Here is a 22,077-nt window from a genome sequence, read left to right on the forward strand (position 1 = left end):
AGTGCGCGACTGTCCTCACCCGGTGTCGGCAGGGTCGGCGCACCGACTGCTCAGGTAGGGAGATTCAGACGCCCGTGGCTGCCGCGAAGAAGAACAACGACTACAGCGCGTCGTCCATCACCGTCCTCGAAGGCCTCGAGGCGGTCCGCAAGCGGCCCGGCATGTACATCGGGTCCACCGGTGAGCGCGGTCTGCACCACCTCATCTGGGAGGCCGTGGACAACTCGGTCGACGAGGCGATGGCGGGCTACGCCACGAGCGTCACCGTGACCATGCAGGCCGACGGCGGCATCTCGGTCATCGACGACGGTCGCGGCATCCCGGTGGACACCCACCCGGTCGAGAAGAAGCCGGCCGTCGAGATGGTCATGACCATGCTGCACGCCGGCGGCAAGTTCGACGACAAGTCGTACGCGGTCTCCGGTGGTCTGCACGGCGTCGGCATCAGCGTCGTCAACGCGCTGTCCACCGCCCTCGACGTCGAGATCCACCGCGACGGCCAGATCTGGACCCAGCACTACGAGCAGGCGCGCCCCGGCCCGCTGACCGAGGCCGGGAAGACCAAGAAGACCGGCACGACGATCACGTTCTGGGCCGACCCGACGATCTTCGAGTCCGTCTCGTACAACTTCGAGACGATCTCGCGCCGCCTGCAGGAGATGGCCTTCCTGAACAAGGGCCTCACCATCACGCTGCGGGACGAGCGCAAGCCGGAGGGCGACACCGAGGCCGAGGGTCACGAGGTCGACGACGCGCCGGACGCCGAGGGCTACGTCGCGAAGGTCAAGGAGCGGACCTTCCACTACCCGGGCGGGCTCGAGGACTTCGTCGCCTACATCAACCACGCGAAGGACCCGATCCACAAGAAGCCGGTGGCGTTCCAGGCGGAGGGCACCGGCCATCAGGTCGAGGTCGCGATGCAGTGGAACTCCGGCTACTCGGAGTCGGTCTACACGTTCTGCAACACCATCAACACCAGCGAGGGCGGCACCCACGAGGAGGGCTTCCGCTCGGCGCTGACCACCACGGTCAACCGGTACGCCCGCGACAAGAAGCTCATCAAGGAGAAGGACCCGGCGCTGACCGGCGACGACATCCGCGAGGGCCTCGCCGCGATCGTGTCGGTCAAGGTCGCGGAGCCGCAGTTCGAGGGTCAGACGAAGACCAAGCTCGGCAACACCGAGGTGAAGTCCTTCGTCCAGCGCGTCTGCAACGAGTGGCTCTCGGACTGGTTCGAGCGCAACCCCGCCGAGGCCAAGACGATCATCAACAAGGCGGTCGGTTCGGCCCAGGCCCGGCTGGCGGCCCGCAAGGCGCGCGAGCTCGTGCGGCGCAAGACCGCGGGCGACATCGGCGGCCTGCCCGGCAAGCTCGCCGACTGCCGCTCGAACGACCCGACCCGCAGCGAGGTCTACATCGTCGAGGGCGACTCGGCGGGCGGTTCGGCGAAGTCCGGCCGCGACTCGATGTTCCAGGCGATCCTGCCGATCCGCGGCAAGATCATCAACGTCGAGAAGGCCCGCATCGACCGTGTCCTCAAGAACAACGAGGTCCAGTCGATCATCACCGCGCTGGGCACCGGCATCCACGACGAGTTCGACCTCGCGAAGCTGCGCTATCACAAGATCGTGCTGATGGCCGACGCCGACGTCGACGGCCAGCACATCCGGACGCTGCTGCTCACGCTGCTGTTCCGCTTCATGCGCCCGCTGGTGGAGAACGGCCACGTCTTCCTCGCGATGCCGCCGCTCTACAAGATCAAGTGGAGCGGGCGGGGCGTCGAGCCGGAGTTCGCGTACTCCGACCGCGAGCGCGACGGGCTGCTCGAGGTCGGCCGCGCGGCCGGCAAGAAGATCAACAAGGACGAGGGCATCCAGCGCTACAAGGGCCTCGGCGAGATGAACGCCAAGGAGCTCTGGGAGACCACGATGGATCCCACGACGCGGATGATGCAGCAGGTGACGCTCGACGACGCGGCGACCGCCGACGAGCTCTTCAGCGTGCTCATGGGCGAGGACGTGGAGTCGCGGCGCTCGTTCATCACCCGCAACGCCAAGGACGTCCGCTTCCTCGACATCTGACGGTTGCCGGGCGGGGCCCGGGGCTCGGGCCCTCGCCGATGCGGGTCTCCGCCGGTGATCATCAGTACATGACGCAGGCCCGACGGCAGCCGGACCCGAGCTCTGTGCCCCTCTTGCCACCAGGAGGCCAGGCGCCACGTCGTCGTTCCACGGGAAACGACGACGCCCGACGCGCCGCCCGACCTCCCCTGGCTACTCTCCTCGGCGCACGGCGGGTTCGCCCGTGCTTCGGAGGCCGAGGAGCGCAACGCGGTGGATCGGGTGGCGGAGTCGGTGGTCGGGAGCGGGCCGACCGGCCTGCTGAGCCGGACGCTGCGCGCCCTCGCACCGCACGCCTGGTTCCTCGAGGACGAGGTCGCCGGCCTGGCGGACGTCGTCAGTACCGGCGCGGTCTGCCTCGACGTCGGTGCCGAGTACGGCCTATACACGTGGACCCTCGCCGGGCTGGCCGGCCCCACCGGACACGTCCACGCCGTCGAGCCGCAACCGGGCCCGTCCGCGTTCGTCGACACCACCCGCCGGCTGCTCGGCGCGGACACCGTCACGGTCCACCGGACCGCACTGGGCGCCGCCGCGGGCGGCGGGGTCCTCTCGCTTCCGCGCCGCCGGCTGCTGCCCGTGCACGGCCGGGCGTTCCTGACGACGGGTGCGACCGGCCTGGGGTCGAACTCCGAGTTCTCCCACCACGAGGACGTGCCGGTTGCGGTGACCACGCTCGACGACCTCGTCGCGGACCTCGAGCTCGAACGGCTCGACCTCGTCAAGGCCGACATCGAGGGCGCCGAGGCCCACCTCCTGCGCGGAGCGCACGCCACGCTCGCGACGTTGCGCCCGACGCTCATGCTGGAGCTCGAGGACCGTCACCTGGCGCGGTTCGGGGCGTCGGTGGCCGAGATCGTCGCCGAGCTCGCGGCGGACGGGTACGAGGCCCGGACGTGGCACCGGGAGCGGGGCTGGGTCCCGCGGTGCCTCGACGACGAGCGCCGCAACGTGCTCTTCACGCCCCGCTGAGCCCTCGTCGGGCCCGCGTCGGGCCCGCGCCGAGCCCCGCTGCACCCCCGCCCGACCCCCTGCCTGAACCCCCCGCTGAGTCCACTGCTGACCCCACCGCACCCCGGGCGGCGCCACGCACGGGTCACACCGCACCTGACCGGCCCGAACACGCGCGGGGGAGCCACGTGATCGTCGGGGTCGCCGGTAGAATCGGGAGGTCGGACCCGGTGTCGTCGTGACCACCGCTGGTCCGGCGGAACGGGTACGCCCCTGATGCGTTCTCCGCGGTGACCGGCCGCGGCCCGGGGGCGCCGAGGAGTGGAGTGGACACCGCGTGACCGAGACGACGCTGCCTCCGGGTTCGGGCGACCGGATCGAGCCGGTCGACATCCAGCAGGAGATGCAGCGCTCCTACATCGACTACGCGATGAGCGTGATCGTGGGGCGCGCCCTCCCGCTCGTGGAGGACGGGCTCAAGCCGGTGCACCGCCGGGTCCTGTACTCGATGTACGACTCCGGGTTCCGCCCGGACCGCAGCTACGTGAAGTGCGCCCGCGTCGTCGGCGACGTCATGGGCAACTACCACCCCCACGGCGACTCCGCGATCTACGACGCGCTCGTCCGGCTCGCGCAGCCCTGGGCGATGCGCTACCCGCTGATCGACGGCCAGGGGAACTTCGGCTCGCCGGGCAACGACCCCGCGGCCGCGATGCGGTACACGGAGTGCCGGCTCACCCCGCTCGCGATGTCGATGCTGCAGGACATCGACGAGGAGACCGTCGACTTCGTCGACAACTACGACGGCCGCACCCAGGAGCCGTCGGTCCTGCCCGGGCGCGTACCGAACCTGCTGATCAACGGCAGCGCCGGCATCGCCGTCGGCATGGCGACCAACATCCCGCCGCACAACCTGCGCGAGGTCGCCGAGGGCGCCACCTGGGCGCTCGACCACCCGGACGCCTCCGAGGAGGAGACCCTCGAGGCCCTCACGGGCTTCATCAAGGGCCCGGACTTCCCGACGGCGGGTCTGGTCGTCGGCCGCGACGGCATCGACTCCGCCTACCGCACCGGTCGCGGGTCGATCCGGATGCGCGCTGTGGTCGAGGTCGAGGAGGACACCAAGGGCCGCACCACCCTCGTCGTCACCGAGCTGCCCTACCAGGTCAACCCGGACCATCTCATCGAGTCGATCGCGACGATGGTCCGCGAGGGCCGGATGACCGGGATCGCCGAGATCAACGACGAGTCGTCCGACCGCATCGGGCGCCGCATCGTCATCACCCTGCGCCGCGACGCCGTGGCCAAGGTGGTCCTGAACAACCTCTACAAGCACACGCAGCTGCAGTACAGCTTCGGCGTCAACATGCTGACGATCGTCGACGGCGTGCCCCGCACGCTGCGGCTGGACCAGGTCATCCGGCACTGGATCCGGCACCAGATCGAGGTCATCGTCCGGCGCACGCGCTACCGCCTGCGCAAGGCCGAGGAGCGGGCCCACATCCTGCGCGGCCTGGTGAAGGCGCTCGACGCGCTCGACGAGGTCATCGCGCTCATCCGCGCGTCGGAGACCGTCGAGGTCGCGCGGAACGGCCTGATCGAGCTCCTCGAGATCGACGAGCTCCAGGCGCAGGCCATCCTCGACATGCAGCTCCGTCGCCTGGCCGCCCTCGAGCGCCAGAAGATCATCGACGAGCTGGCCGAGATCGAGGAGACGATCCGGGACCTGCAGGACATCCTCGACCGGCCGGAGCGCCAGCGGCAGATCGTCCGCGACGAGCTCGGCGAGATCGTCGACAAGCACGGCGACGACCGGCTGACGCGGCTCGTCGGCTACGACGGCGAGGTGGCCGACGAGGACCTCATCGCGGTCGAGGACGTCGTCGTCACGATCACGCGGACCGGCTACGCGAAGCGCACCAAGACCGACCTGTACCGCGCCCAGAAGCGCGGTGGGCGCGGCGTGCAGGGCGCACAGCTCAAGCAGGACGACCTGGTCGCGCACTTCTTCGTCTGCTCCACGCACGACTGGCTGCTGTTCTTCACCAACAAGGGCCGCGTCTACCGCGCGAAGGCCTACGAACTGCCCGAGGCGAACCGCAGCGCCCGCGGCCAGCACGTCGCGAACCTCCTCGCGTTCCAGCCCGAGGAGCAGATCGCGCAGGTCATGCAGATCCAGGACTACGAGGCCGCGCCGTACCTGGTGCTCGCCACCAAGAGCGGCCTGGTGAAGAAGTCCAAGCTCACCGACTTCGACTCGAACCGCACCGGCGGGCTGATCGGCATCAACCTGCGCGACGGCGACGAGCTGGTCGGTGCCGTGCTCTGCTCCGGCGACGACGACCTGCTGCTCGTCTCCGCGGAGGGCCAGTCCATCCGGTTCTCGGCCACGGACGACGCGCTGCGCCCGATGGGCCGCGCGACCTCCGGCGTGATGGGCATGCGGTTCAACTCCGGCGACGAACTGCTCTCCATCGGCGTGGTCCGCGACGGCACCTTCCTGTTGGTCGCGACCGGCGGCGGGTATGCCAAGCGGACACCGATCGAGGACTACCCGGTCCAGGGTCGCGGCGGGAAGGGCGTGCTCACGCTGCAGTACGACCGCCGTCGCGGGACCCTCGTCGGCGCCCTGATCGTCGAGCTGGAGGACGAGCTGTACGCGATCACCGCCAGCGGTGGGGTCATCCGCACGACGGCGAAGGAGGTCCGCAAGGCGGGCCGCCAGACCAAGGGCGTGCGCCTGATGAACCTGGGCGAGAATGGCACCCTGCTCGCGGTGGCCCGCAACGCCGAGAGCTCGGCGGACCCGGACGCCGGCGGCCCGGACCAGCCGGACACACTCCTGTGACCCCGGTCCAGGACTGACCCAGGCTCCCGCCCCCGACCACGAGACGAGCACCGTGAGCACTGCGACACCGGACGAGGACGACGCTCGCGACAGCGGGCAGGCCGGCACCGACGCCGGCAAGGGCGCGAAGGCCGACACCGCCGCCGACACGGTGGCGACGTCCGCCGCGGGCTCCGGGGACGAGGCCGCCCGCGGGTCGGACCAGGCCGCTTCCGCCGGACCCCCGCCGCCGTGGCAGCGGGCCGGCTCCCGCAGCGAGAGCGGGGCCCGGCCGGAGAGCGGGCCCCGGCCGGCCGAGGGCGACCAGCGTTCCGCGGCCCGGCCGGCGACCGGCCCGGTGCCGACCGGTGGTGGGGACCAGCGCCCGGGCACGCCCGCGGCGGGGACCCCCCGACCGTCGCCGCCGGGGCCGCCGCCGAGCGGTCCGATCCCGACCGGGAACCAGCGGCCCTCGCCGCCGAGCGGTCCGCTGCCCGCGCAGGGGGAGCAGCGGCGGTCGAACACGGCGCTCATCGACGCCCCGACCAACCAGCTCTCGCCGGAACAGCTCGGGATGCGCTCGAGCGGGCGCGCCCCGGAGCCGGAGCCCGACCTCGACGACATCGAGGAGGACGTCCGGTCCTCGCGCCCGTCGCGGGGCAAGGTGCCGCGGCGGGCCAGCCTGCAGGTCAAGCGTTTCGACCCGTGGTCGGTGCTCAAGCTGGCGCTGGTCCTCGGCGTGGCGCTGTTCTTCGTGTGGATGTTCGCGGTCGGCGTGCTCTACGCGGTGCTCGACGGCATGGGCGTCTGGGCGCAGCTCAACGGCACCTACCAGGACCTCACCTCCGACAGCGGCGGCGCGGGCCAGCTGATCACCGCGGGCGGGGTCTTCGGGATCGCGGCCATCGTCGGGGTGGTCAACACGATCCTGTTCACCGCGCTCGCGAGCGTGTCGGCGTTCATCTACAACATCTCGGCCGATGTCGCCGGCGGCATCGAGGTCACGCTCTCCGAGCGGGACTAGGCACCGACCCCGGTGGCGGGCGGACCGGACACCCTCCGGTAATCTGAGGCCCGCCACCGCGCGGGGGCCCATAGCTCAGTTGGTTAGAGCGCGTCGCTGATAACGACGAGGTCGCTGGTTCAAATCCAGCTGGGCCCACCGGTCAGGAAACCCCCTCAGCACGACGACGGCCCCGGAGCTTCACGCTCCGGGGCCGTCGTCGTGTGGGTGTCGGGAGACCGTCAGCCGGAGAAGGCGGCGGCGGGAGCGGTCCCGTTCTTGCCGCGGGACTCCCAGGCCTCGACGACGTTGTTCGGCACGCGGCCGCGGTCGGAGACCTCGAAGCCCTCGGAGCGGGCCCACTCCCGGATCTGCTTCGAGGTCTCGCGGTCGTACCCGCCGGGCGACGTGGCCCGGGGCGTGCCGCTCCCGGCGCCGCCGCCGGCAGAACGGCGACGACCAGCCGCGCGACGCCCCCCCGTGCGTCGGGCGGCGGCGACGTACTGCGCGAGCGAGTCGCGCAGTCCGGCGCTGTTCTTGTCATCGAGGTCGATCTCGTAGGTCACGCCATCGAGCGCGAACTCCACGGTGGTGATGTCCTCGGACTCCTCACCAGTCAGGTCGTCCACCAACGTGACGACTGTCTTCTGGGCCATCCGGCGTACTCCTCGGCTCGCGGGGGAATTGCACCCGGAATCGTACCCGGGGTGTATTCACATTATCAGTGAATCCCCCGGTTGCGAGCACAGGGCGGCATGTCACTCGACAGAGGGTGAGAAATGGGCCCCGAGACCGGACAGTCCGCCCTCGAACACACCCTTGGCGAACAACTCCACGAGCGCTTCCGCGTCGGTCAAGTCACAGTCGAACCTCCGGTCAGGACCCCTTCTTCGGGTTCGGCCGGATGCCGGTGAATTCCCGCGTACGCGCGGTCAACGCCTCCTCGGTGGGCAGTCGCTCCATGCTGCTGGCGCCGTAGAAGCCGTGGCAGGTCGTGGCGCGCTCCAGCACGTAGGCGGCGTCGTCAGGCGCGGAGACGGGGCCGCCGTGCACCAGCACGAGGACGTCGTCGCGGACCTCCCGCGCGGCGGCCGACCACTCGTCCACCAGCGACACGCAGTCGTCCAGCGACTTCGCGGTCTCGGCGCCGATCGACCCGCCCGTCGTCAGGCCCATGTGGCAGACGACGACGTCGGCGCCCGCCGCCGTCATCGCGCGGGCGTCGTCGGCCGAGAACACGTAGGGCGTGGTGAGCAGGTCCGCCTCGCGCGCGGCGGCGACGAGATCGACCTCGTGCGCGAAGCCCATGCCGGTCTCCTCGAGATTGGCGCGGAACACGCCGTCGATGAGCCCCACCGTGGGGAAGTTCTGGATGCCGGCGAATCCGAGGTCGCGCAGCTCGCGCAGGAATCGCGGGCGGATGAGGAAGGGGTCGGTGCCGTTGACCCCGGCGAGCACCGGAGTGTGGGACACCACGGGGAGGACCTCGCGGGCCATCTCCACGACGATGTCGTTCGCGTTGCCGTAGGCGAGCAGTCCGGCGAGGGATCCACGACCCGCCATGCGATAGCGCCCCGAGTTGTAGATGACGATGAGGTCGATCCCGCCGGCCTCTTCACAGCGAGCCGACAATCCGGTGCCTGCGCCCCCGCCGACGATCGGTTCACCGCGCGCGACCTTCTCGCGCAGCCGTTCCACGATCTCGGTGCGCCCGGGTGCCTGCGTGCTCATGCAACTCCTTCTCAGCCGGTGATCCCGCGCAGTTCGGCGACGAGGCGCGCCGCGAACTCCGGGTCGTTCACGTGGTTCTCGGTCTCGATCAGGTGCCGGTCCCCGTCCTGCACCAGTTCCGCCCGCAGGGTCTCGACGAGGGCCTCCGTGGCGGCCGGGTCGGCGAACGGGCCGCCCTCGACGTCGAGGGCCGAGACCCCCCGCAGCGGCACGACGAGGCGGACCGGCCCCTCGCACGCGTTGAGCTTGCGCGCGAGGAACCCGGCCGCGGCGCGGCACTCGTCGGGGGTGGTGCGCATCAGCGTCACCTGGGCGTTGTGCTCGTAGAGCAGTCGACCCCGGTAGCGCTCCGGGACGGTGTCCGGCGCCCCGAAGTTGACCATGTCGAGCGCGCCGACGCTGCCGACCCACGGCACCCGTCGTCGGGCGATCGCGCCGAGCCGGTCCTCGGTGGCGGCCATGACGCCGCCGGCGACCAGGTCGGCGATCTCGGTGGTGGACACGTCGCAGACCGCCGAGACGAGCCCGTCGTCGACGAGCTTCTCCATGGCCTGCCCGCCGGTGCCGGTGGCGTGGAAGACGAGGCAGTCGAACTCGTCCTGCAGCGCCTCGGTGACCCCGGTGACGCACGGCGTCGTGACCCCGAACATCGTCAGACCGAGGGCGGGCCGGTCCTGACCGCGGTCGACCGGCGGCGCCGAGAGCGCGCCCGCGAGCGCGTGCGCGGCGTTGGCCAGCACCACGCGGCTGATCCGGTTGAGCCCGGCGACGTCGGTGACCGAGTACATCAGCGCGATGTCGCTCGACCCGACGTACGGCGCGACGTTCCCCGACGCCACCGTCGAGACGACGATCTTGGGGACGCCGACCGGCAGGCGCTGCAGGGCGGGGGTGATCAGCGCGGTCCCGCCGGAGCCGCCGAGCCCGATCACGCCGTCGAGGCCCTCCCGTGACGGCAGCCAGCGTTCGAGCGCCTCGGCCATGGCCGCGACGGACGTCCCCCGGTCTCCGGTGAACGCCTCCGGGCCCGCGACCTCGGCGGCGGTGACGTCCGCGCGTCCCGCCCCCGGATCGGAGGTCCCGACGTCGACGGTGGTCACCTCGTGCCCCGCGCCGCGGATCTGCTCGGCGACGTAGCGCAGCTCGTCGCCCTTCGTGTCGAACGTGCCCACCACGTAGGCGTGCGCCATCCCGGTGCCTCCCGACGTCGTCGTCCTGGGACCGTCCTATCGCACTCGGGAGGGTCGCGCGGCCGATCAGCGATGGCCCGTCGCTGACAGCTGACGTCAGAACGGCGCCACTCTCACATCCGGTGGTCGCCGGTTCGCGGCCCCGACCGGGGGTGTCGTGGGACTGCTAGCGTAGGAGGCGTGATGAAGCTGGTCGTCCTGGTGGCCGCGGCGTTGGGGGTGGCACACCTCGTGCGGCGTCGTCAGGAGCGGCCGACGGCGGAGGTGTGGCGCGACGCGACGCGCGCCTCGTAGACCCTCCGTTCACGCGGGGACGTAGCTCAATTGGCAGAGCACCGCCTTTGCAAGGCGGGGGTTGAGGGTTCGATTCCCTTCGTCTCCACCACGTCTGACCTGCAATAACATGTTCCACGTGGAACATCAGTCCTCCCCCTCGTCGTCCTGGGGCACCTCTGGGGCACACACCGCGGCGTCCATGCGGTCCGCGAGGTCGTCGAGCCGGTCCGGGAACAGGTGGCCGTAGAGGTCGAGCGTCAGCGTCGCCGTCTTGTGGCCGAGCATCTGCTGGACGACCTTCACGTCCGCCCCGGAGGCGATGGCCAGCGACGCGGCGGTGTGGCGCAGCTCGTGCGGGTGGAAGCCGGGCGGGCCGACGAGCTGGACGGCGGGGTCGAAGGTGTTGCGTCGGAAGTTCCGGCCCCGGAGGACGCCGCCGTAGGGTGCGGTGAAGACGAGGTCGTCGGACTCCTTGCCGGTGATCAGCGGTTCGAGATCCGAGACGAGGAAGCGCGGGAGCGGCACGGTTCGGCGTGCGTGCGTCTTCGGTGCTCCCCAGACCAGCCGGCCGTTGACCTCGGTGACGGACTCGGCGACGACGAGGCGGCGGCGGACGAGGTCCACCCGCTTGACGCGGAGCGCGGCGGCTTCACCCCAGCGCAGCCCGGTGTACGCGAGCAGTCGGACCAGGGGCGCGTAGTCCTCGCAGGCCTTGGCGAGCATCGCCACCGTCGCGTGGTCGAGGTACCGGTGATCGGGCAGTGCGGCCCGACGGATGCGGACGCCGGCGGCCGGGTTCTTAGTGATCCGCTCGTCCTGCACCGCCCACGCCATGATCACGAGAGCACCCGGTGCACCTTCATGATCGAGCTGGGCGAGAGGTCGGCTCCGAGCTTCGCCACCCACGCCTGGACCTCGGCGTGTCGGACCGAGCCCAGGGCGGTCGTGCCCCATCGCGGCACGATGTAGTTCTCGACGGCGCCGCGGTACCGGTCGAAGGTCGACGGCGTGAGGTGCCCCTGGGCCGCGAGCCACTGGACGGCCCACTCCCCGACCAGGACGCGGCCGGCGGCAGGGTCGATGTAGGACCCGGACCGCATGTCGTGCTCGACGGACGCGGCGAACCCCTCGGCGTCGGTCTTCTTCTTGAACGCCTTCTTGCGCTGCACGCCGGCGGGGTCGCGCCAGCGCACCAGCCAGCGGGAGCCGTGGCCGTACCGGTCGGTGCGCTCCTGGCCGGTCGGGGTCTTCCGGTGCCACCGGTCGTCGATGTCGGCCATCACGCGGCCCCGGACGACTTCGCCGACTCGCGGTTGAGCCAGGCGTGGAAGCGGTCGCGAGGGACGAGAACCCGCTTGCCCATCCGGAGGCTCGGAATGTCCCCGGCTCGGACGTGCTGGTACGCCTTGCCCCGCGCGATGCCGAGGAGCGCGGCCACCTCGTCGACCGTGTATGTCAGCGACTCCATGGGTCAGTCCTCCGGGAGGTGACGGCCGATGTGGCCGAGGTGGTTGTGCGCTGCTCGGGCCTCCTCGTCGAGGCGATCGAGGAGGGCGCGGATGGTGTCGAGGTGGTCGAGCGCCTGGCCGAACGTGCGAGCGACGGGGACGCCAGGGCGGTCGTCGTAGTGCTTGCCCGGGTCGGCGCGGTGCACCGAGCGACGGAGGTGATCGACGAGCTGGGGCAGGCGCCCGAACAGTTCCGAGAGGTTCCCGGCGACGGTGTAGGCGGCGGGGCCGTCGAGAGGACCGCGTACGACGTGGATGGCCGCGCGGACGTGCTCGCTGGCCTGGTCGACATGTTCGGCGACGGTGGTCATCGGGACCGCCCGATCGTGGCGTCGCCGTGGTCGGTGCCGGGCCACGGCTGTCGGCAGGCGATGCAGTGCGGTTGCGGCCTAAGCCAGCGCATGGAGCTGGCGAGGACCCGGGCGAAGCTCTCGCCGTCCGTGATGGTCATCGGGACGCGCACGTGGACTTCGGGCTGGTCGTAGGCGCGCAGCACGACGACCAGCCGACCGCCGTGCATGGTCACGGCCAGGGTGATGCTGCCCTCGCCGACCTCGAACACCTCCGGTGCGGGAAGGGTGGTTGCGCTCATCGGGTCTCCTCGGTGGGGAGGGTGGCGGCGCGGTCGGTGGCGTCGCCGAGTTGGTGGGCGAACTCGGCGGTGCCGTTGGTGACGGCGGGGCCGAGGGTGGGGAAGGCGGCGAAGAGCAGGCAGACGGTGACGACGCCGGCCAGGGCGGCGGGGCCGGCCTTGTGGCTCTTCGCGAGTAGGAGCGTCACGAGGAAGGCGATGACGACGATCGCGGCGAGGTTCACGCGGCGTCCTCCTGGTCGGTGTCGGGGCGCCGCCCGTGGCGGGCGATGCGGTCGCAGAAGGCGCCGTAGCCGCCGAGGTAGGGCGCGCGCAGGCGGGTGCAGTCGTGCCCGGGCGCGGAGAGGTAGGCGATGCCGGGAGCGGCGTTGGCGTGCTCGGGGCCGAGAGGGCGGGCGTCGTCGCCGTGCAGCATCGCCAGCGACTCGGCCGGCACTCGGAACGAGACCCGGACGGCGAACTGATCGCGGGCGTAGCCGCCGCCGACGGCGTTGGCCTCGAACCGCTGCGCGAGCATCAGGACCCGGAACGCCGCTTTGCGGCCCTCGGAGAGCAGCCGCAGCACCGCCGAGGTGATGCGCTCGGCCAGCTTGCGGTCCTTGGCCTGCGCTGCCCGGAGCAGGCCGGGGAACTCTTCGAGGACGACCAGGACCAGCGGCGTCTGGACCGTGGGCGTGACGGAGTCCCGCCGGGGCGGCATGGCGTCGAGGCGGGTGTCCATCCAGGCCACGAGCCGGTCGAGGTGCTCGGCGTGGGCGACCAGGTCGCGGGAGCCGGTGACCTGCCACTCCCTGTGCGCGGTGCCGTCCCAGGCGCGGCCCAGCAGGAGGCCGGTGATGTCCGAGCCGGTGACGAGGACGTCGGCGGCTGCGGCGCACTGGGCGGTCAGCCCGTAGGAGAGCTGGGACTTCCCCGACCCGTTCTGACCCTGCACGGCGATGTGACCAGGCGAGGCCAGGACGTGCTCGACCAGGGAGCCGTCCTCGGCGCGGCCGAGCAGCACCGGGGCGTCGGCACGCCCGATCACGTCGTCGGGCAACCGGAACGTCGAGGCGAGCGGGTCGACCTCGAAGAGGACCACCCGCAGCCACCGACCGGCCAGCGGCTGGACCCGCAAGCCCGCGAACCCGAGCGAGTGCGCGAGCCGGGCGGCGTGGCGGGTGATGTCGTCGGGTTCGCCGCCGGGTAGCTGCTCGACGGTGAACGAGGTTCCGGCCGGGCCAAGGCGCAGCGCGCCGAACTTCGGGGTGCGCACGGTCATGCCGGTGGCGACGTCGATGTACTGGCAGAGCCCGACACCGGCGCAGGCTTCGCGCCACAGCCCGCGCAGGTCGGCCTCGAGGAGGCGGTGGGCTTCGGCGCGCTGCTGTTCACGGGCCCGGTCACGCAGGCGGCCGAGGAGGCGTTGGGCGGCGCCGGGGCCGCCGGTGTGCCAGCGGACCGGGCGGCGGGTGGCTGGGGTGCGGTTGGTGGTCATGCCGCGTTCCTCTCCGTGCAGCGTGAGCACAGTTCGCCGTCCACGACCGGCATCGGGAACAGCAGCGCGCAGGCCGGACACATCGGTTCGTCGTCGGCGACCGGGTCCGGCACCCCGGCCTGGCGGGCGCGGCGGATCGCGCGCCGGTCGGTGGCAGTGGTGGCGGCCCACAGGCCGTGGTCCTGCCCGGTGTCCAGGGCCCAGCGCAGGCAGTCGGTGGCGACCGGGCAGCCGCCGCAGATCGGAGCGACCGCGATGCGGTGGCGGGCCACGAGCACCGAGGTGTCGTCGTCGGATGGTGGGAAGAACAGCTCGGGGTCGGTGTCGCGGCACGCCGCGTCGGTCTGCCAGCTCATGGGTCACGCCGCCTCGGAGGTGGTGGTCTCGGGGGCCTTGCGGGCGGTGCGCTGCGGCCCGGCGGGTCGCACGGCATCGGCGGTGAACGTGACGTCGACGCCCTTGCCCTGCCGGGAGCCACGGACCTTCATCCGCAGCCCGACCAGCTCGACCGGGGAGTACGCCGGGAGGTCGGGGACCTCGTGAGAGGCGAAGCGGACGCCGAACAGCTCGGGTCGTTCGTCGCGGCCGAGCGGGAGCATCACGTCGATGATTTGGAACGGGGCGCCGGTGGCCTCGTCGAGCTCGGGGGTGGAGCCGGGGCGGCGACCGTTGGGGCCGTCCTCCCAGGCCATGACCGGGGCGACGTGGCCGGTCGTCACGGCGTTGATGGCGGTGGCGTCGACGGGGGTGTCGACCTGGAAGAGGTTCGTCACGGTGTCCTCCTGACACTGACCTAGCCAGCTTGGCTAACCATGTACAGAGTGACACAGCATGGCTAGCCATGTCTACGAGATGGCTGACCTGCCTAGGCAACAATGGGGTCACGGCCATACGCTGGAGAAATGACCGACCAGGAGGGTCTGGACCCGAACGACCCGCGGCCGCCGTATCAGCAGGTGGCGAACTCTCTGCGGGCCGCGATCCTGACCCGCACCCTCTCCCCGGGGGAGAAGCTGCCCTCCGGGTCCGCGCTGGCCTCTCGCTACGGGGTGGCCCGGATGACCGTGCAGCAGGCCATCCGGCTACTGCGCGACGAGGGCCTGGTCGTGTCCCGCCAGGGCTCCGGAGTGTTCGTCCGCCAGCGCGCCGAGCGGCCGGTCGGGCTGCGGCCGCACCTGGAGCGGGCGTTCAGCGAGCCCAACGTGACCGTCGACTTCGCCGGCTTCTCCGGAGAGACCCTGCACGGCGCCATCTCCGAGCCGCTGGACCAGATCAGGGCCGGCCGGCTCCGACCGGACTCGATCCGGGTCCGGCTGCTCGTCCCCGACCCCAGCCGGCCGTGGGCGCTACCCGCCCGCGTCGAGGACCTGGCCGACAGCCCGGAGTTCCGCCGGCGGGCGACCGGGATCATGTCCCGGCACACCCTCGCGGTGGTCGACCAGGTCAACGAGCTGCGCGAGCTCGGCCTGGTCACCGACGCGGTCGCCGAGGTCCGGGTGATGCCCTCGGTGCCGATGTTCAAGGTCTACGTCCTCAACGGCGCCGACGTGTTCTTCGGCTACTACCCCGTCGTCGAGCACGAGGTCGCCCTGGCCGACGGCCCGACCAAAATGTGGGACCTCATGGGCAAGGACACCGTGCTCCTGAGCCACACCGCCGACGCCGACCCCGACTCGATGAACTCCCAGCAGGTCAACCAGGCCGTGCTGTGGTTCGAGTCCGTCTGGGAGACCGTCGCCCGTCCCTACGAGCCAGCCACATGACCCGCACCCTCGCCGAGGTCATGGCGCCGGTCCGTCACGTCCTGCTGGACTTCGACGGCCCCGTCTGTAGCGTCTTCGGCGAGCTGCCAGCACCGGTCGTCGCCCGGCGCCTCGCCGAGGCCATCGACGCCGGACTGCCGGACGAGGTCGTCGGCACCGACCCCCTCGCGCTGCTCTCGGTGTTCGCTGAGCGCGGGCGCGAGACGCTTGTCCAGGCCGAGGCCAAGCTGCGGGACCTGGAGGTCGAGGCCGTCCAGACCGCGCCCACGACGCCAGGAGCCGTCGAGGCGTTGCAGGTGTTCCGGGACACGGGCCGCACGGTGACCATCGTCAGCAACAACTCTCAGATCGCTGTTGTCGCCTTCCTTGCCGACCGCGGACTGAAGCACCTCGTCACCGGCGTCTGCTCACGCCAACACCCGGAGCCTGAGCTGCTCAAGCCCAACCCGTTCCTCCTGCGGCGCGCCATCGTCGAGCGCGATGCTGTCGTGGACGACTGCATCATGATCGGCGACAGCTCGACCGACATCGCGGCGGCGCGCGCAGCATCAGTGGCAATACTTGCTTATGCTAAGTGCCCAGAGAAGCGGGCCCGCCTGGGTGCTCTGCGACCGCCTCCGGATCTTGTGATTGGCGATCTGGCCCGCTTCAGCGCGGAGCTGGCACCCCTCTGACTAGGCAGGAAGCCTGGCGACTGGGTAGAGGCGACACACCTCAGGCCATGCGCCGCCACACGTCGCGGTCGTGTAAGAGTGACTCAGGCACTTCTAGTCACATCCGGTGTGACTACATGGCAAGGTGAGCTTTGTGAGCAGCGAACCCAGCACATGGGCTAGGCGCTGGCGTGCGCTCCTAACGGGAGTTGGGTCACTGCTCGACCTGTCCGGGTCGTCGACAGCTCGCAGTGTGAAGCATCTTTCGGTGCATGTTGAGCCCAAGACCTCGAGCGGCGTCGCCAGAGACTGGGACCTGGTTGGCCGGGACATCGACCGGGCGATCTGGTACGTGGCGCAGGTGAAGACCTCGGATGCCACGAAGAGTCGGCAGAGCGGCGACCCAGCAACCTTAGAGCGTTCTCGCCAACGCTACGAGTACCAGCTTCGGCAGACTCGAAAGGCCCAGCGAGACCTAGAGCGCGAGGTCCGGCGAGCGCAGTCCACAGCGGCCGCGCACGTTAGACACGCCCGGTCCCCGCGTGTCGACCGCTCCAGTGGGGCCTCATGACCTGTATGACCCTCATGTGACGGAGACACCGGACGAGTCCACGTCCGGGCGCGAGATCGAGCAGACGGGCGGAGAGCTAGACGCGCCGCAGGTCGAAGGGACGCCCGCCGACGGCGGTGGGGAGCAGACGGCCCTCTACCGCGTTGCTGGCTACTCGGAGAGCCACCGTGGCCCTCTGCCTTCCGCTCGGACACTCCATGAGTACAGCCAGGTCATGCCGGACCTGCCCGAGCGCGTTGTCCGCATGGCAGAGCTTGAACAGGCGCACAGGCATCGCGTTGATCTTGAGCCCTACAAGCTTGCCCGCACTGGCCAGTGGCTTGCCTTCGCGGTCGTGATCGTTGTGTTCGCCTTCTGCGGATTTCTCGTTCTCAACGATGAGGTGGTCACTGCGGGGATCATCGCCGCCCTCGACCTCGTCGGGCTGGCAACGATCTTCATCGTCGGCACTCGGGGATCGGACCCGAAGGCGGAGGACCCTGAGCCCAGTGAGCCTGACGAATGAGAGTCGGGACCACCGACGGTGTGTCTTGGCGGCCTAGGTAGGTGCACCTCTGGCCTCGGTCTTGCAACCAGGTCTTCACTGCGTTCAGCCCGCCAGATTCCGCCAGCGACAGCATCTTCGTTTGCACCTGCTCTCGACCGACCCACAGCCACGTGTCGGCATCGAGTACGAGCCTGCTCTCCGGGTCCAGGTCCTCGTCGGCGATCTCCTCGTCGGTGGCCTCCCGGCCAAGCTCGGCAAGCGCGCGGAGGTCTCGTCGACCCGTAGACCAGGTGAGCTGCCGCCGACCGTCGGAGGCTTCCTCCCACTCCCACCAGCGGGCCATGGCGGACTCCTCGTAGGTCTCGACGGCGTCCGCGAGCAGCTGCATCGGGGTGCGGCCACCGCGGGCACGGCCTTCTTTGCGGTGCCCACCGGTGACCTCATGGGCCATCTTCGTGAAGTAGTCCGCCAAGTCCCCGTCACCGAGCTGCGCACGACGCATGTCCCACCCGTGCTCCTCCGACGCCGAGAACCCCTTTCGCTCCAGTGCCCGCGACCAGCGCCCGAACAGTCGGGGTCCGAGGACAGCGCGGGCGATCTCGGCGGAGACCTGCTCGCGGAAGCACAGAAGCACGTGAAGGTGAACGTGCCAGCCGTTATCGCCGTCGGTGACCTCGACAGCCCGCGCCCACCCGAGCAGCCCGCCGAACCGCCCTGAGTCCTCCTGCCAGGACGACCCGGAGGTTACGCGCTGCCAGGCGTAGGACAGAACGTCCCAGCAGCCCTCCTGCGCCTTGATCGAGTCCAGCTCGATCGCATCGGCCTCGGCCCGATGCTCGTCGACATCCCAGCCGTTGGCCTCGGCCACGTTCACGTCCGCCAGGCGCTCCTCCAGGCGGTTCCGCCGGGCCCGCTCCTCGGAGGTCAAGCCGAGACGGTCGCCGCGGTCGTGGCGCATGGTCAGGGTCAGCAGGAACGCCGAGCCACCCAGCTCGTCGACCGCGCGCATCACCGTGGCGAGGTCATCGGCCCGGCGGGTGGCGATCTTCGCCGCGCACACCGGGCAGCACCACACCGACCCGCACGTCTTCAACCCGCCGTAGGCCGCGGAGCGAGTGCCGTTCTTGTTCTCGATCACCCCGAGCGTCACGCCGGCCTCGGCATTCATGGTGTGCCCGCAGTACCGTACCCGCTTGAGCTTCGAGATGCGCCGCAGCTGCGACCTGCGCTGCCACCGGTTCGCCCGACGCTCCTGGGCCCCGGCCACCTGTTCGGCCGACCGCGGCTGGGCGTGCTCACGACGACGGCGCTTCCCGGCCCGGGTGTCGGTTCGAAGAGTTGTTGCCCCTTTACCGAGAAACCCCGCGCTCACCGTGCACCACCAGCGAGGACGAGGGCCGGCGCTGACGCGCCGGGGGTGCCCGGCCCCTGCGGGCCGGGCACGCTTCCCCTCCTGTCTTCGACCCGGGGCGCGCGCCCGGCCCGGGGCCCGGCCACCACGACGACGACAGCGAGAACCTGGACCACGCAGATGGATGCGGTGAGCAGGTGGGGCCTCCGGCGGCCAGGCGCTCCGCCCTGGACCAGGACACCGGCCTCGGGAGAGGACCCGACGAACTCGAGCAGCGCGGGTGCGGGGGAGCGGTGGTGGTCGGGGCGGGGTCTCACCCACGACGACGCGCCCGAGGGCTGCCAGACCGCCCGGGGAGCCGCAACCACCTCCACCGTGGCGGTCATCAACGCAGACGCCACGCGCTGCGAGGGCGCGAGCCGGGATGACGTGGAGGAAGTTGCACCACCCCGACCAGCCCGGCAGGTCAGAGCCCGCGCCGCCGAGGGAGAGACCCCGAGGCCGGCGCCTGTCGTGAGGACGTCGTCGTGGGGCACGCCTGGGGCACACCGGTCCCGGTACGGGATGACACGGGGTGGAACAGCACGACCCGGGACGACCTGGTCACCGGGACGGCTGGAACGGATCAGCCAGGACGGTCGACCGGCGATCTCGGCTTTGCAAGGCGGGGGTTGAGGGTTCGATTCCCTTCGTCTCCACCCATCCCGACCTGCGATGACGCCCTCCGCGAGAACTCACTGCGAGCCGGCGGCCACCAGGGTCGCGGAGATGGGCTCGAGCGCGGTGATGAGCTCGTCGAGCTCGGTCGGGGAGAGGGCGTCGTAGGGCGGGGCGGCGAGCTCGTCGGTGAGGGCTTCGATGCGGTCCTTGGTCGCGCGGCCGGCGTCGGTGAAGCGGCCGTCGGCGTCGACGAGCCCGCGCTCGCGCAGGCCGGCCATGACCGCGGCCAGCCGCTTCGTCGGCAGGTGATGGATGCGCCCGAACGACTCCGCCGGGTGGATGCCGTACTCCAGCGCGGAGAGCACGTGGGCCTCGGTGCCGCCGATGCGCTCGCTGAGCAGCGCGGCGATGTGGCCGTCGCCGCGGTGCTCGCGCAGCATGTTCGCGGCATGCCAGAGCCGGGCGACCGGGTCGCCGGGCACCGGCATGGTGCGCAGCCCGGCGAACATCATCCGACCGTCCGTGGGTGCTCTCCTCGCGGCCTCGATCACCAGATCCGCGGCGCCCGCCACGCCCGGGGAGCCGGCGAGCTCCTCGCCGAGGATCCGCCGCACCGACGCGGCGCTGCCGCGTTCCCGGGCGGCGAAGGATGCCTCCGGCGTGGCCGTCTCCCACGCGCTGGGGATGTGTCGTGCGGCCTCTCCCTCGGCGAAGCTGTAGAAGGCCGCGTGCACGACCTCCGCCGGCACCCGTCCCAGGGGTGCGGCGCGGCTGGCGAAGTAGCCGTCCCAGTAGGTCCGGTGCCCGAGTGCCGCGAGCTCCTCGTTGCTCTCGTCGGCGAAGTAGGTGACCAGGCAGATCGGCTCGAGGAGCTCGAACATCCGACGGGCGGTACTGGACACGGGGACCTCCGATGGGGATCGAGACCGGCCCGGGTGCCGCTCTCCCACCCGGACCACGAACGGATTCGACGCGGATCGACACCGTGGCCGGAAATTCTCGATCCTCAGTGCACGAGCTTCAGGCCGATCACCCCGCCGACGATGGCGGCGACGAACACGATCTTCACGGGCGTGATCGACTCCTGCCCCGTCGTCATCGCCACGGCCACGGTCAGCACCGCGCCGATCCCGACCCACACCGCGTAGGCGGTCCCCGTCGGCAGCGAGCGCATCGCGTAGGCCAGGCCGGCCATGCTCGCCGCCAGCCCGACGAGGAAGACGATCGACGGCCCTAGCCGAGTGAAGCCCGCCGTGCGGCCCAGCGCGGACGCCCACACGGCTTCCAGCACGCCGGACACCACGAGAACGATCCACGCCATGACGGACTCCGGTCGGTCGCCGTCTTGTCGGGGTCTGGGTACGGCGCCGCTCGTCCAGGCGATCCCTCCACGCGGAGGGCGCCCGCCGAGTCTGTCAACGGGGCCGATCCCGGACAACGGTCGCGGTGGTGTCCTCGGCCTCCTCGGCGAGTGCCGCGCGGGCCGCGGCGAGGACCGGTCCGTCCAGTGACCGCGGCGGCGGCTTCCCCGCGACGAGGTAGCGGCGGATGGCTCCGGCGGGAAGGTCGAGCACGGCGAAGGTGATCGTTCGACGACGGACGGCCGTCACGTCCCCGTACCAACGCCGGGTGAAGGCGTCGAGGGCCCGGATCAGGCCGTCGTTGACGCCGGCGAGTTCCTCGGTGAGTTCGTCGGGCCAGTGCGGGGTGACCTGTTCGCGGCCGTGCGCGGCCAGCATCTGGGCGGCCGCGGTCTGCTCGCGGGACCAGCGTGGGTAGTGCAGCACCGCCGAGGTGAACGCCTCGTCGAGGTCCTCGCGTCCGAGCGCCTCGAGCAGTCCGGCCTGCCCCGCCCGTGCGGCCCGCAGCCACAGCCCGGCGAGCAGGTGGTCCTTGGTGGGGAAGCGGTAGTAGATCGAGCCGACGTGCCCGCCCATCTCGTCGGCGACGGCGTCGGTGGTCACCCCGGCGGGTCCGTGAGCGGCCGCGACCCGCAGCGCGGCGTCGAGGATCGCGTCCCGGTCGAAGCGGGCGGGCCGTGGCACGCGCTCACCCTAGGGGCGCCACGGTGTTTTTGTGGCTACGCTCAACAACGTGACCGTGATCGACGCCTGGATGCAGCACCCGGGCCAGCAGTGGATCGACAACGAGATGTTCGCGTCGCTGCGCCGCTGGAAGCCCGGCCCGTTCTCCGAGACCGCGCCGCCGCTGGAGACGACGGTGGAGATGATGGACAAGGCCGGCGTCGCCCGCGGGATGCTGTGCGCCTGGTACGGCCCCGACGGCGCCATGATCAGCAACGACGACGTCGCCGCGGCCTGCGGGCGCTACCCGGACCGGTTCGTCGGGGTCGCCTCGGTCGACCTGACCCGCCCGATGAGTGCGGTCGGCGAGCTGCGCCGCTGTGTGGAGGAGTTGGGCTTCCGGGCGCTGCGGGTGTTGCCGTGGCTGTGGGGGCTGCCGCCGGACGACCGCCGCTACTACCCGCTCTTCGCGGCCTGTTGCGATCTCGACATCACCTACTGCACCCAGGTCGGGCACGCCGGACCGCTGCGCGCCTCCGACCCCGGCCGACCCATCCCGTACCTGGACAACGTCGCGCTGGAGTTCCCCGACCTGCGGATCGTCGGCGGTCACATCGGCGTGCCGTGGCTGGACGAGATGATCTCACTGGCCACGAAGTACCCGAATGTCTACATCGACACCTCGGCCTACACCGTGCGCCGCTATCCGGGCGCGCTCGTGGACTACCTGCGTGCCCACGGCCGTCGCAAGGTGCTCTTCGGGTCCAACCATCCGTTCTGGCCCGCCGTCGACTGCCTCGCCGGCCTCGACGACCTAGCCCTGGATGAGAAGACCGAACGCGCGTTCCTGCACGACAACGCCGCGGCGGCCTTTCGCCTGGAAGGAGCATGAG

Annotated in this window: 25 protein-coding genes and 2 tRNA genes; 11 read left to right on the plus strand and 16 right to left on the minus strand. The window is 71.0% G+C overall.

Features of this window, described 5'->3' with window-relative positions; all coding sequences use genetic code 11:
* Window positions 1-74 precede the first annotated feature (74 nt).
* From gyrB to LQ327_RS07025, 5 genes are all read left to right on the plus strand, one after another.
* On the plus strand, window positions 75-2,081 hold the full coding sequence (gene gyrB / locus LQ327_RS07005) for a DNA topoisomerase (ATP-hydrolyzing) subunit B (protein WP_230730826.1): 2,007 nt from the start codon (window positions 75-77) through the stop codon (window positions 2,079-2,081).
* Between the two features lie 252 nt (window positions 2,082-2,333).
* Entirely contained in the window at window positions 2,334-3,092 is a 759-nt protein-coding gene (locus tag LQ327_RS07010) for an FkbM family methyltransferase (RefSeq protein ID WP_230730828.1), read from the plus strand.
* A 316-nt stretch (window positions 3,093-3,408) separates the two neighbouring features.
* Complete coding sequence (gene gyrA / locus LQ327_RS07015) at window positions 3,409-5,919, plus strand: DNA gyrase subunit A (protein WP_230730830.1); 2,511 nt, start codon at window positions 3,409-3,411, stop codon at window positions 5,917-5,919.
* Window positions 5,920-6,070: 151 nt separating this feature from the next.
* Window positions 6,071-6,922 (plus strand): DUF3566 domain-containing protein, encoded by an 852-nt coding sequence (locus tag LQ327_RS35205; RefSeq protein WP_443611913.1) that lies wholly within the window; start codon window positions 6,071-6,073, stop codon window positions 6,920-6,922.
* A 64-nt stretch (window positions 6,923-6,986) separates the two neighbouring features.
* A tRNA-Ile gene (locus LQ327_RS07025) sits at window positions 6,987-7,060 on the plus strand.
* A gap of 83 nt (window positions 7,061-7,143) precedes the next feature.
* Here LQ327_RS07025 and LQ327_RS07030 read toward each other — a convergent pair.
* The 3 genes from LQ327_RS07030 to LQ327_RS07040 form a co-directional block, all read right to left on the minus strand.
* A complete protein-coding gene (locus tag LQ327_RS07030) occupies window positions 7,144-7,557 on the minus strand; it encodes a histone-like nucleoid-structuring protein Lsr2 (protein WP_230730832.1) in 414 nt (137 codons plus the stop codon).
* A gap of 220 nt (window positions 7,558-7,777) precedes the next feature.
* Complete coding sequence (locus LQ327_RS07035) at window positions 7,778-8,632, minus strand: phosphoenolpyruvate hydrolase family protein (RefSeq protein WP_230730834.1); 855 nt, start codon at window positions 8,630-8,632, stop codon at window positions 7,778-7,780.
* An 11-nt stretch (window positions 8,633-8,643) separates the two neighbouring features.
* Window positions 8,644-9,822, minus strand: a complete 1,179-nt coding sequence (locus LQ327_RS07040) for a Tm-1-like ATP-binding domain-containing protein (protein ID WP_230730836.1) — start codon at window positions 9,820-9,822, stop codon at window positions 8,644-8,646.
* A gap of 183 nt (window positions 9,823-10,005) precedes the next feature.
* Here LQ327_RS07040 and LQ327_RS07045 point away from each other — a divergent pair, with 183 nt between their 5' ends.
* Entirely contained in the window at window positions 10,006-10,116 is a 111-nt protein-coding gene (locus LQ327_RS07045) for a DLW-39 family protein (RefSeq protein ID WP_230730838.1), read from the plus strand.
* Window positions 10,117-10,131: 15 nt separating this feature from the next.
* A tRNA-Ala gene (locus LQ327_RS07050) sits at window positions 10,132-10,207 on the plus strand.
* A gap of 35 nt (window positions 10,208-10,242) precedes the next feature.
* Here the strand turns inward: LQ327_RS07050 and LQ327_RS07055 are convergent.
* The 9 genes from LQ327_RS07055 to LQ327_RS07095 are packed head-to-tail and all read right to left on the minus strand — an operon-like array spanning window position 10,243 to window position 14,448.
* Window positions 10,243-10,932, minus strand: a complete 690-nt coding sequence (locus LQ327_RS07055; RefSeq protein ID WP_230730845.1) for a tyrosine-type recombinase/integrase — start codon at window positions 10,930-10,932, stop codon at window positions 10,243-10,245.
* Window positions 10,933-10,934: 2 nt separating this feature from the next.
* The gene (locus LQ327_RS07060) at window positions 10,935-11,378 is read right to left on the minus strand and encodes a tyrosine-type recombinase/integrase (protein ID WP_230730846.1); all 444 of its coding nucleotides are present in this window, start codon (window positions 11,376-11,378) and stop codon (window positions 10,935-10,937) included.
* Window positions 11,378-11,566: a helix-turn-helix domain-containing protein gene (locus LQ327_RS07065; protein WP_230730847.1), complete on the minus strand. Its 189-nt coding sequence runs from the start codon at window positions 11,564-11,566 to the stop codon at window positions 11,378-11,380. The genes LQ327_RS07060 and LQ327_RS07065 overlap by 1 nt, the downstream gene beginning before the upstream one ends.
* A 3-nt stretch (window positions 11,567-11,569) precedes the next feature.
* The gene (locus tag LQ327_RS07070; protein WP_230730848.1) at window positions 11,570-11,917 is read right to left on the minus strand and encodes a hypothetical protein; all 348 of its coding nucleotides are present in this window, start codon (window positions 11,915-11,917) and stop codon (window positions 11,570-11,572) included.
* Entirely contained in the window at window positions 11,914-12,198 is a 285-nt protein-coding gene (locus tag LQ327_RS07075) for a hypothetical protein (RefSeq protein WP_230730849.1), read from the minus strand. The genes LQ327_RS07070 and LQ327_RS07075 overlap by 4 nt, the downstream gene beginning before the upstream one ends.
* The gene (locus tag LQ327_RS07080) at window positions 12,195-12,422 is read right to left on the minus strand and encodes a hypothetical protein (protein WP_230730850.1); all 228 of its coding nucleotides are present in this window, start codon (window positions 12,420-12,422) and stop codon (window positions 12,195-12,197) included. Before LQ327_RS07080 ends, LQ327_RS07075 begins: the two co-directional genes overlap by 4 nt.
* A complete protein-coding gene (locus tag LQ327_RS07085) occupies window positions 12,419-13,675 on the minus strand; it encodes a hypothetical protein (RefSeq protein WP_230730851.1) in 1,257 nt (418 codons plus the stop codon). The genes LQ327_RS07080 and LQ327_RS07085 overlap by 4 nt, the downstream gene beginning before the upstream one ends.
* On the minus strand, window positions 13,672-14,031 hold the full coding sequence (locus LQ327_RS07090; RefSeq protein WP_308286266.1) for a WhiB family transcriptional regulator: 360 nt from the start codon (window positions 14,029-14,031) through the stop codon (window positions 13,672-13,674). Before LQ327_RS07090 ends, LQ327_RS07085 begins: the two co-directional genes overlap by 4 nt.
* Window positions 14,032-14,034: 3 nt before the next feature.
* Complete coding sequence (locus LQ327_RS07095; RefSeq protein ID WP_230730852.1) at window positions 14,035-14,448, minus strand: hypothetical protein; 414 nt, start codon at window positions 14,446-14,448, stop codon at window positions 14,035-14,037.
* 129 nt (window positions 14,449-14,577) lie between these two features.
* On the opposite strand from LQ327_RS07095, the gene LQ327_RS07100 reads away from it, so the two are divergent.
* The 3 genes from LQ327_RS07100 (at window position 14,578) to LQ327_RS07110 (ending at window position 17,167) form a co-directional block, all read left to right on the plus strand.
* Window positions 14,578-15,438 carry a GntR family transcriptional regulator gene (locus LQ327_RS07100; protein WP_230730859.1) on the plus strand — a complete coding sequence of 287 codons (861 nt, stop codon included), beginning with the start codon at window positions 14,578-14,580 and terminating at the stop codon, window positions 15,436-15,438.
* Window positions 15,435-16,112, plus strand: a complete 678-nt coding sequence (locus tag LQ327_RS07105; RefSeq protein WP_230730860.1) for an HAD hydrolase-like protein — start codon at window positions 15,435-15,437, stop codon at window positions 16,110-16,112. The genes LQ327_RS07100 and LQ327_RS07105 overlap by 4 nt, the downstream gene beginning before the upstream one ends.
* A 566-nt stretch (window positions 16,113-16,678) precedes the next feature.
* The gene (locus LQ327_RS07110) at window positions 16,679-17,167 is read left to right on the plus strand and encodes a DUF2335 domain-containing protein (RefSeq protein WP_230730861.1); all 489 of its coding nucleotides are present in this window, start codon (window positions 16,679-16,681) and stop codon (window positions 17,165-17,167) included.
* On the opposite strand, the gene LQ327_RS07115 is transcribed toward LQ327_RS07110, so the two are convergent.
* From LQ327_RS07115 to LQ327_RS07130, 4 genes are all read right to left on the minus strand, one after another.
* Complete coding sequence (locus LQ327_RS07115) at window positions 17,100-18,317, minus strand: rep family protein (RefSeq protein WP_230730862.1); 1,218 nt, start codon at window positions 18,315-18,317, stop codon at window positions 17,100-17,102. The two genes, LQ327_RS07110 and LQ327_RS07115, sit on opposite strands and share 68 nt — an antisense overlap.
* A 917-nt stretch (window positions 18,318-19,234) precedes the next feature.
* Window positions 19,235-20,041 (minus strand): SCO6745 family protein, encoded by an 807-nt coding sequence (locus LQ327_RS07120; RefSeq protein WP_230733136.1) that lies wholly within the window; start codon window positions 20,039-20,041, stop codon window positions 19,235-19,237.
* A 125-nt stretch (window positions 20,042-20,166) separates the two neighbouring features.
* Complete coding sequence (locus LQ327_RS07125) at window positions 20,167-20,481, minus strand: DMT family transporter (RefSeq protein WP_230730863.1); 315 nt, start codon at window positions 20,479-20,481, stop codon at window positions 20,167-20,169.
* Between the two features lie 94 nt (window positions 20,482-20,575).
* Entirely contained in the window at window positions 20,576-21,205 is a 630-nt protein-coding gene (locus LQ327_RS07130; RefSeq protein WP_230730864.1) for a TetR/AcrR family transcriptional regulator, read from the minus strand.
* A 49-nt stretch (window positions 21,206-21,254) separates the two neighbouring features.
* Between LQ327_RS07130 and LQ327_RS07135 the strand changes: the two genes are divergently transcribed.
* Window positions 21,255-22,076: an amidohydrolase family protein gene (locus LQ327_RS07135; protein WP_230730865.1), complete on the plus strand. Its 822-nt coding sequence runs from the start codon at window positions 21,255-21,257 to the stop codon at window positions 22,074-22,076.
* Window position 22,077: the final 1 nt, after the last annotated feature.

The organism is Actinomycetospora endophytica, from assembly GCF_021026375.1.
Classification (GTDB): domain Bacteria; phylum Actinomycetota; class Actinomycetes; order Mycobacteriales; family Pseudonocardiaceae; genus Actinomycetospora; species Actinomycetospora endophytica.

What these genes read in the sequence shown, in the direction of transcription:
- LQ327_RS07085 (WP_230730851.1), bottom strand. Translation starts at nt 13,675, where the DNA reads ATGACCACCAACCGCACCCCAGCCACCCGCCGCCCGGTCCGCTGGCAC.
- LQ327_RS07100 (WP_230730859.1), top strand. Translation starts at nt 14,578, where the DNA reads ATGACCGACCAGGAGGGTCTGGACCCGAACGACCCGCGGCCGCCGTAT.
- LQ327_RS07060 (WP_230730846.1), bottom strand. Translation starts at nt 11,378, where the DNA reads ATGGCCGACATCGACGACCGGTGGCACCGGAAGACCCCGACCGGCCAG.
- LQ327_RS07035 (WP_230730834.1), bottom strand. Translation starts at nt 8,632, where the DNA reads ATGAGCACGCAGGCACCCGGGCGCACCGAGATCGTGGAACGGCTGCGC.
- LQ327_RS07105 (WP_230730860.1), top strand. Translation starts at nt 15,435, where the DNA reads ATGACCCGCACCCTCGCCGAGGTCATGGCGCCGGTCCGTCACGTCCTG.
- LQ327_RS07115 (WP_230730862.1), bottom strand. Translation starts at nt 18,317, where the DNA reads ATGAATGCCGAGGCCGGCGTGACGCTCGGGGTGATCGAGAACAAGAAC.
- LQ327_RS07120 (WP_230733136.1), bottom strand. Translation starts at nt 20,041, where the DNA reads ATGTTCGAGCTCCTCGAGCCGATCTGCCTGGTCACCTACTTCGCCGAC.
- LQ327_RS07040 (WP_230730836.1), bottom strand. Translation starts at nt 9,822, where the DNA reads ATGGCGCACGCCTACGTGGTGGGCACGTTCGACACGAAGGGCGACGAG.
- LQ327_RS07125 (WP_230730863.1), bottom strand. Translation starts at nt 20,481, where the DNA reads ATGGCGTGGATCGTTCTCGTGGTGTCCGGCGTGCTGGAAGCCGTGTGG.
- LQ327_RS07090 (WP_308286266.1), bottom strand. Translation starts at nt 14,031, where the DNA reads ATGAGCTGGCAGACCGACGCGGCGTGCCGCGACACCGACCCCGAGCTG.
- LQ327_RS07055 (WP_230730845.1), bottom strand. Translation starts at nt 10,932, where the DNA reads ATGGCGTGGGCGGTGCAGGACGAGCGGATCACTAAGAACCCGGCCGCC.
- LQ327_RS07065 (WP_230730847.1), bottom strand. Translation starts at nt 11,566, where the DNA reads ATGGAGTCGCTGACATACACGGTCGACGAGGTGGCCGCGCTCCTCGGC.
- LQ327_RS07045 (WP_230730838.1), top strand. Translation starts at nt 10,006, where the DNA reads ATGAAGCTGGTCGTCCTGGTGGCCGCGGCGTTGGGGGTGGCACACCTC.
- LQ327_RS07030 (WP_230730832.1), bottom strand. Translation starts at nt 7,557, where the DNA reads ATGGCCCAGAAGACAGTCGTCACGTTGGTGGACGACCTGACTGGTGAG.
- LQ327_RS07075 (WP_230730849.1), bottom strand. Translation starts at nt 12,198, where the DNA reads ATGAGCGCAACCACCCTTCCCGCACCGGAGGTGTTCGAGGTCGGCGAG.
- LQ327_RS07070 (WP_230730848.1), bottom strand. Translation starts at nt 11,917, where the DNA reads ATGACCACCGTCGCCGAACATGTCGACCAGGCCAGCGAGCACGTCCGC.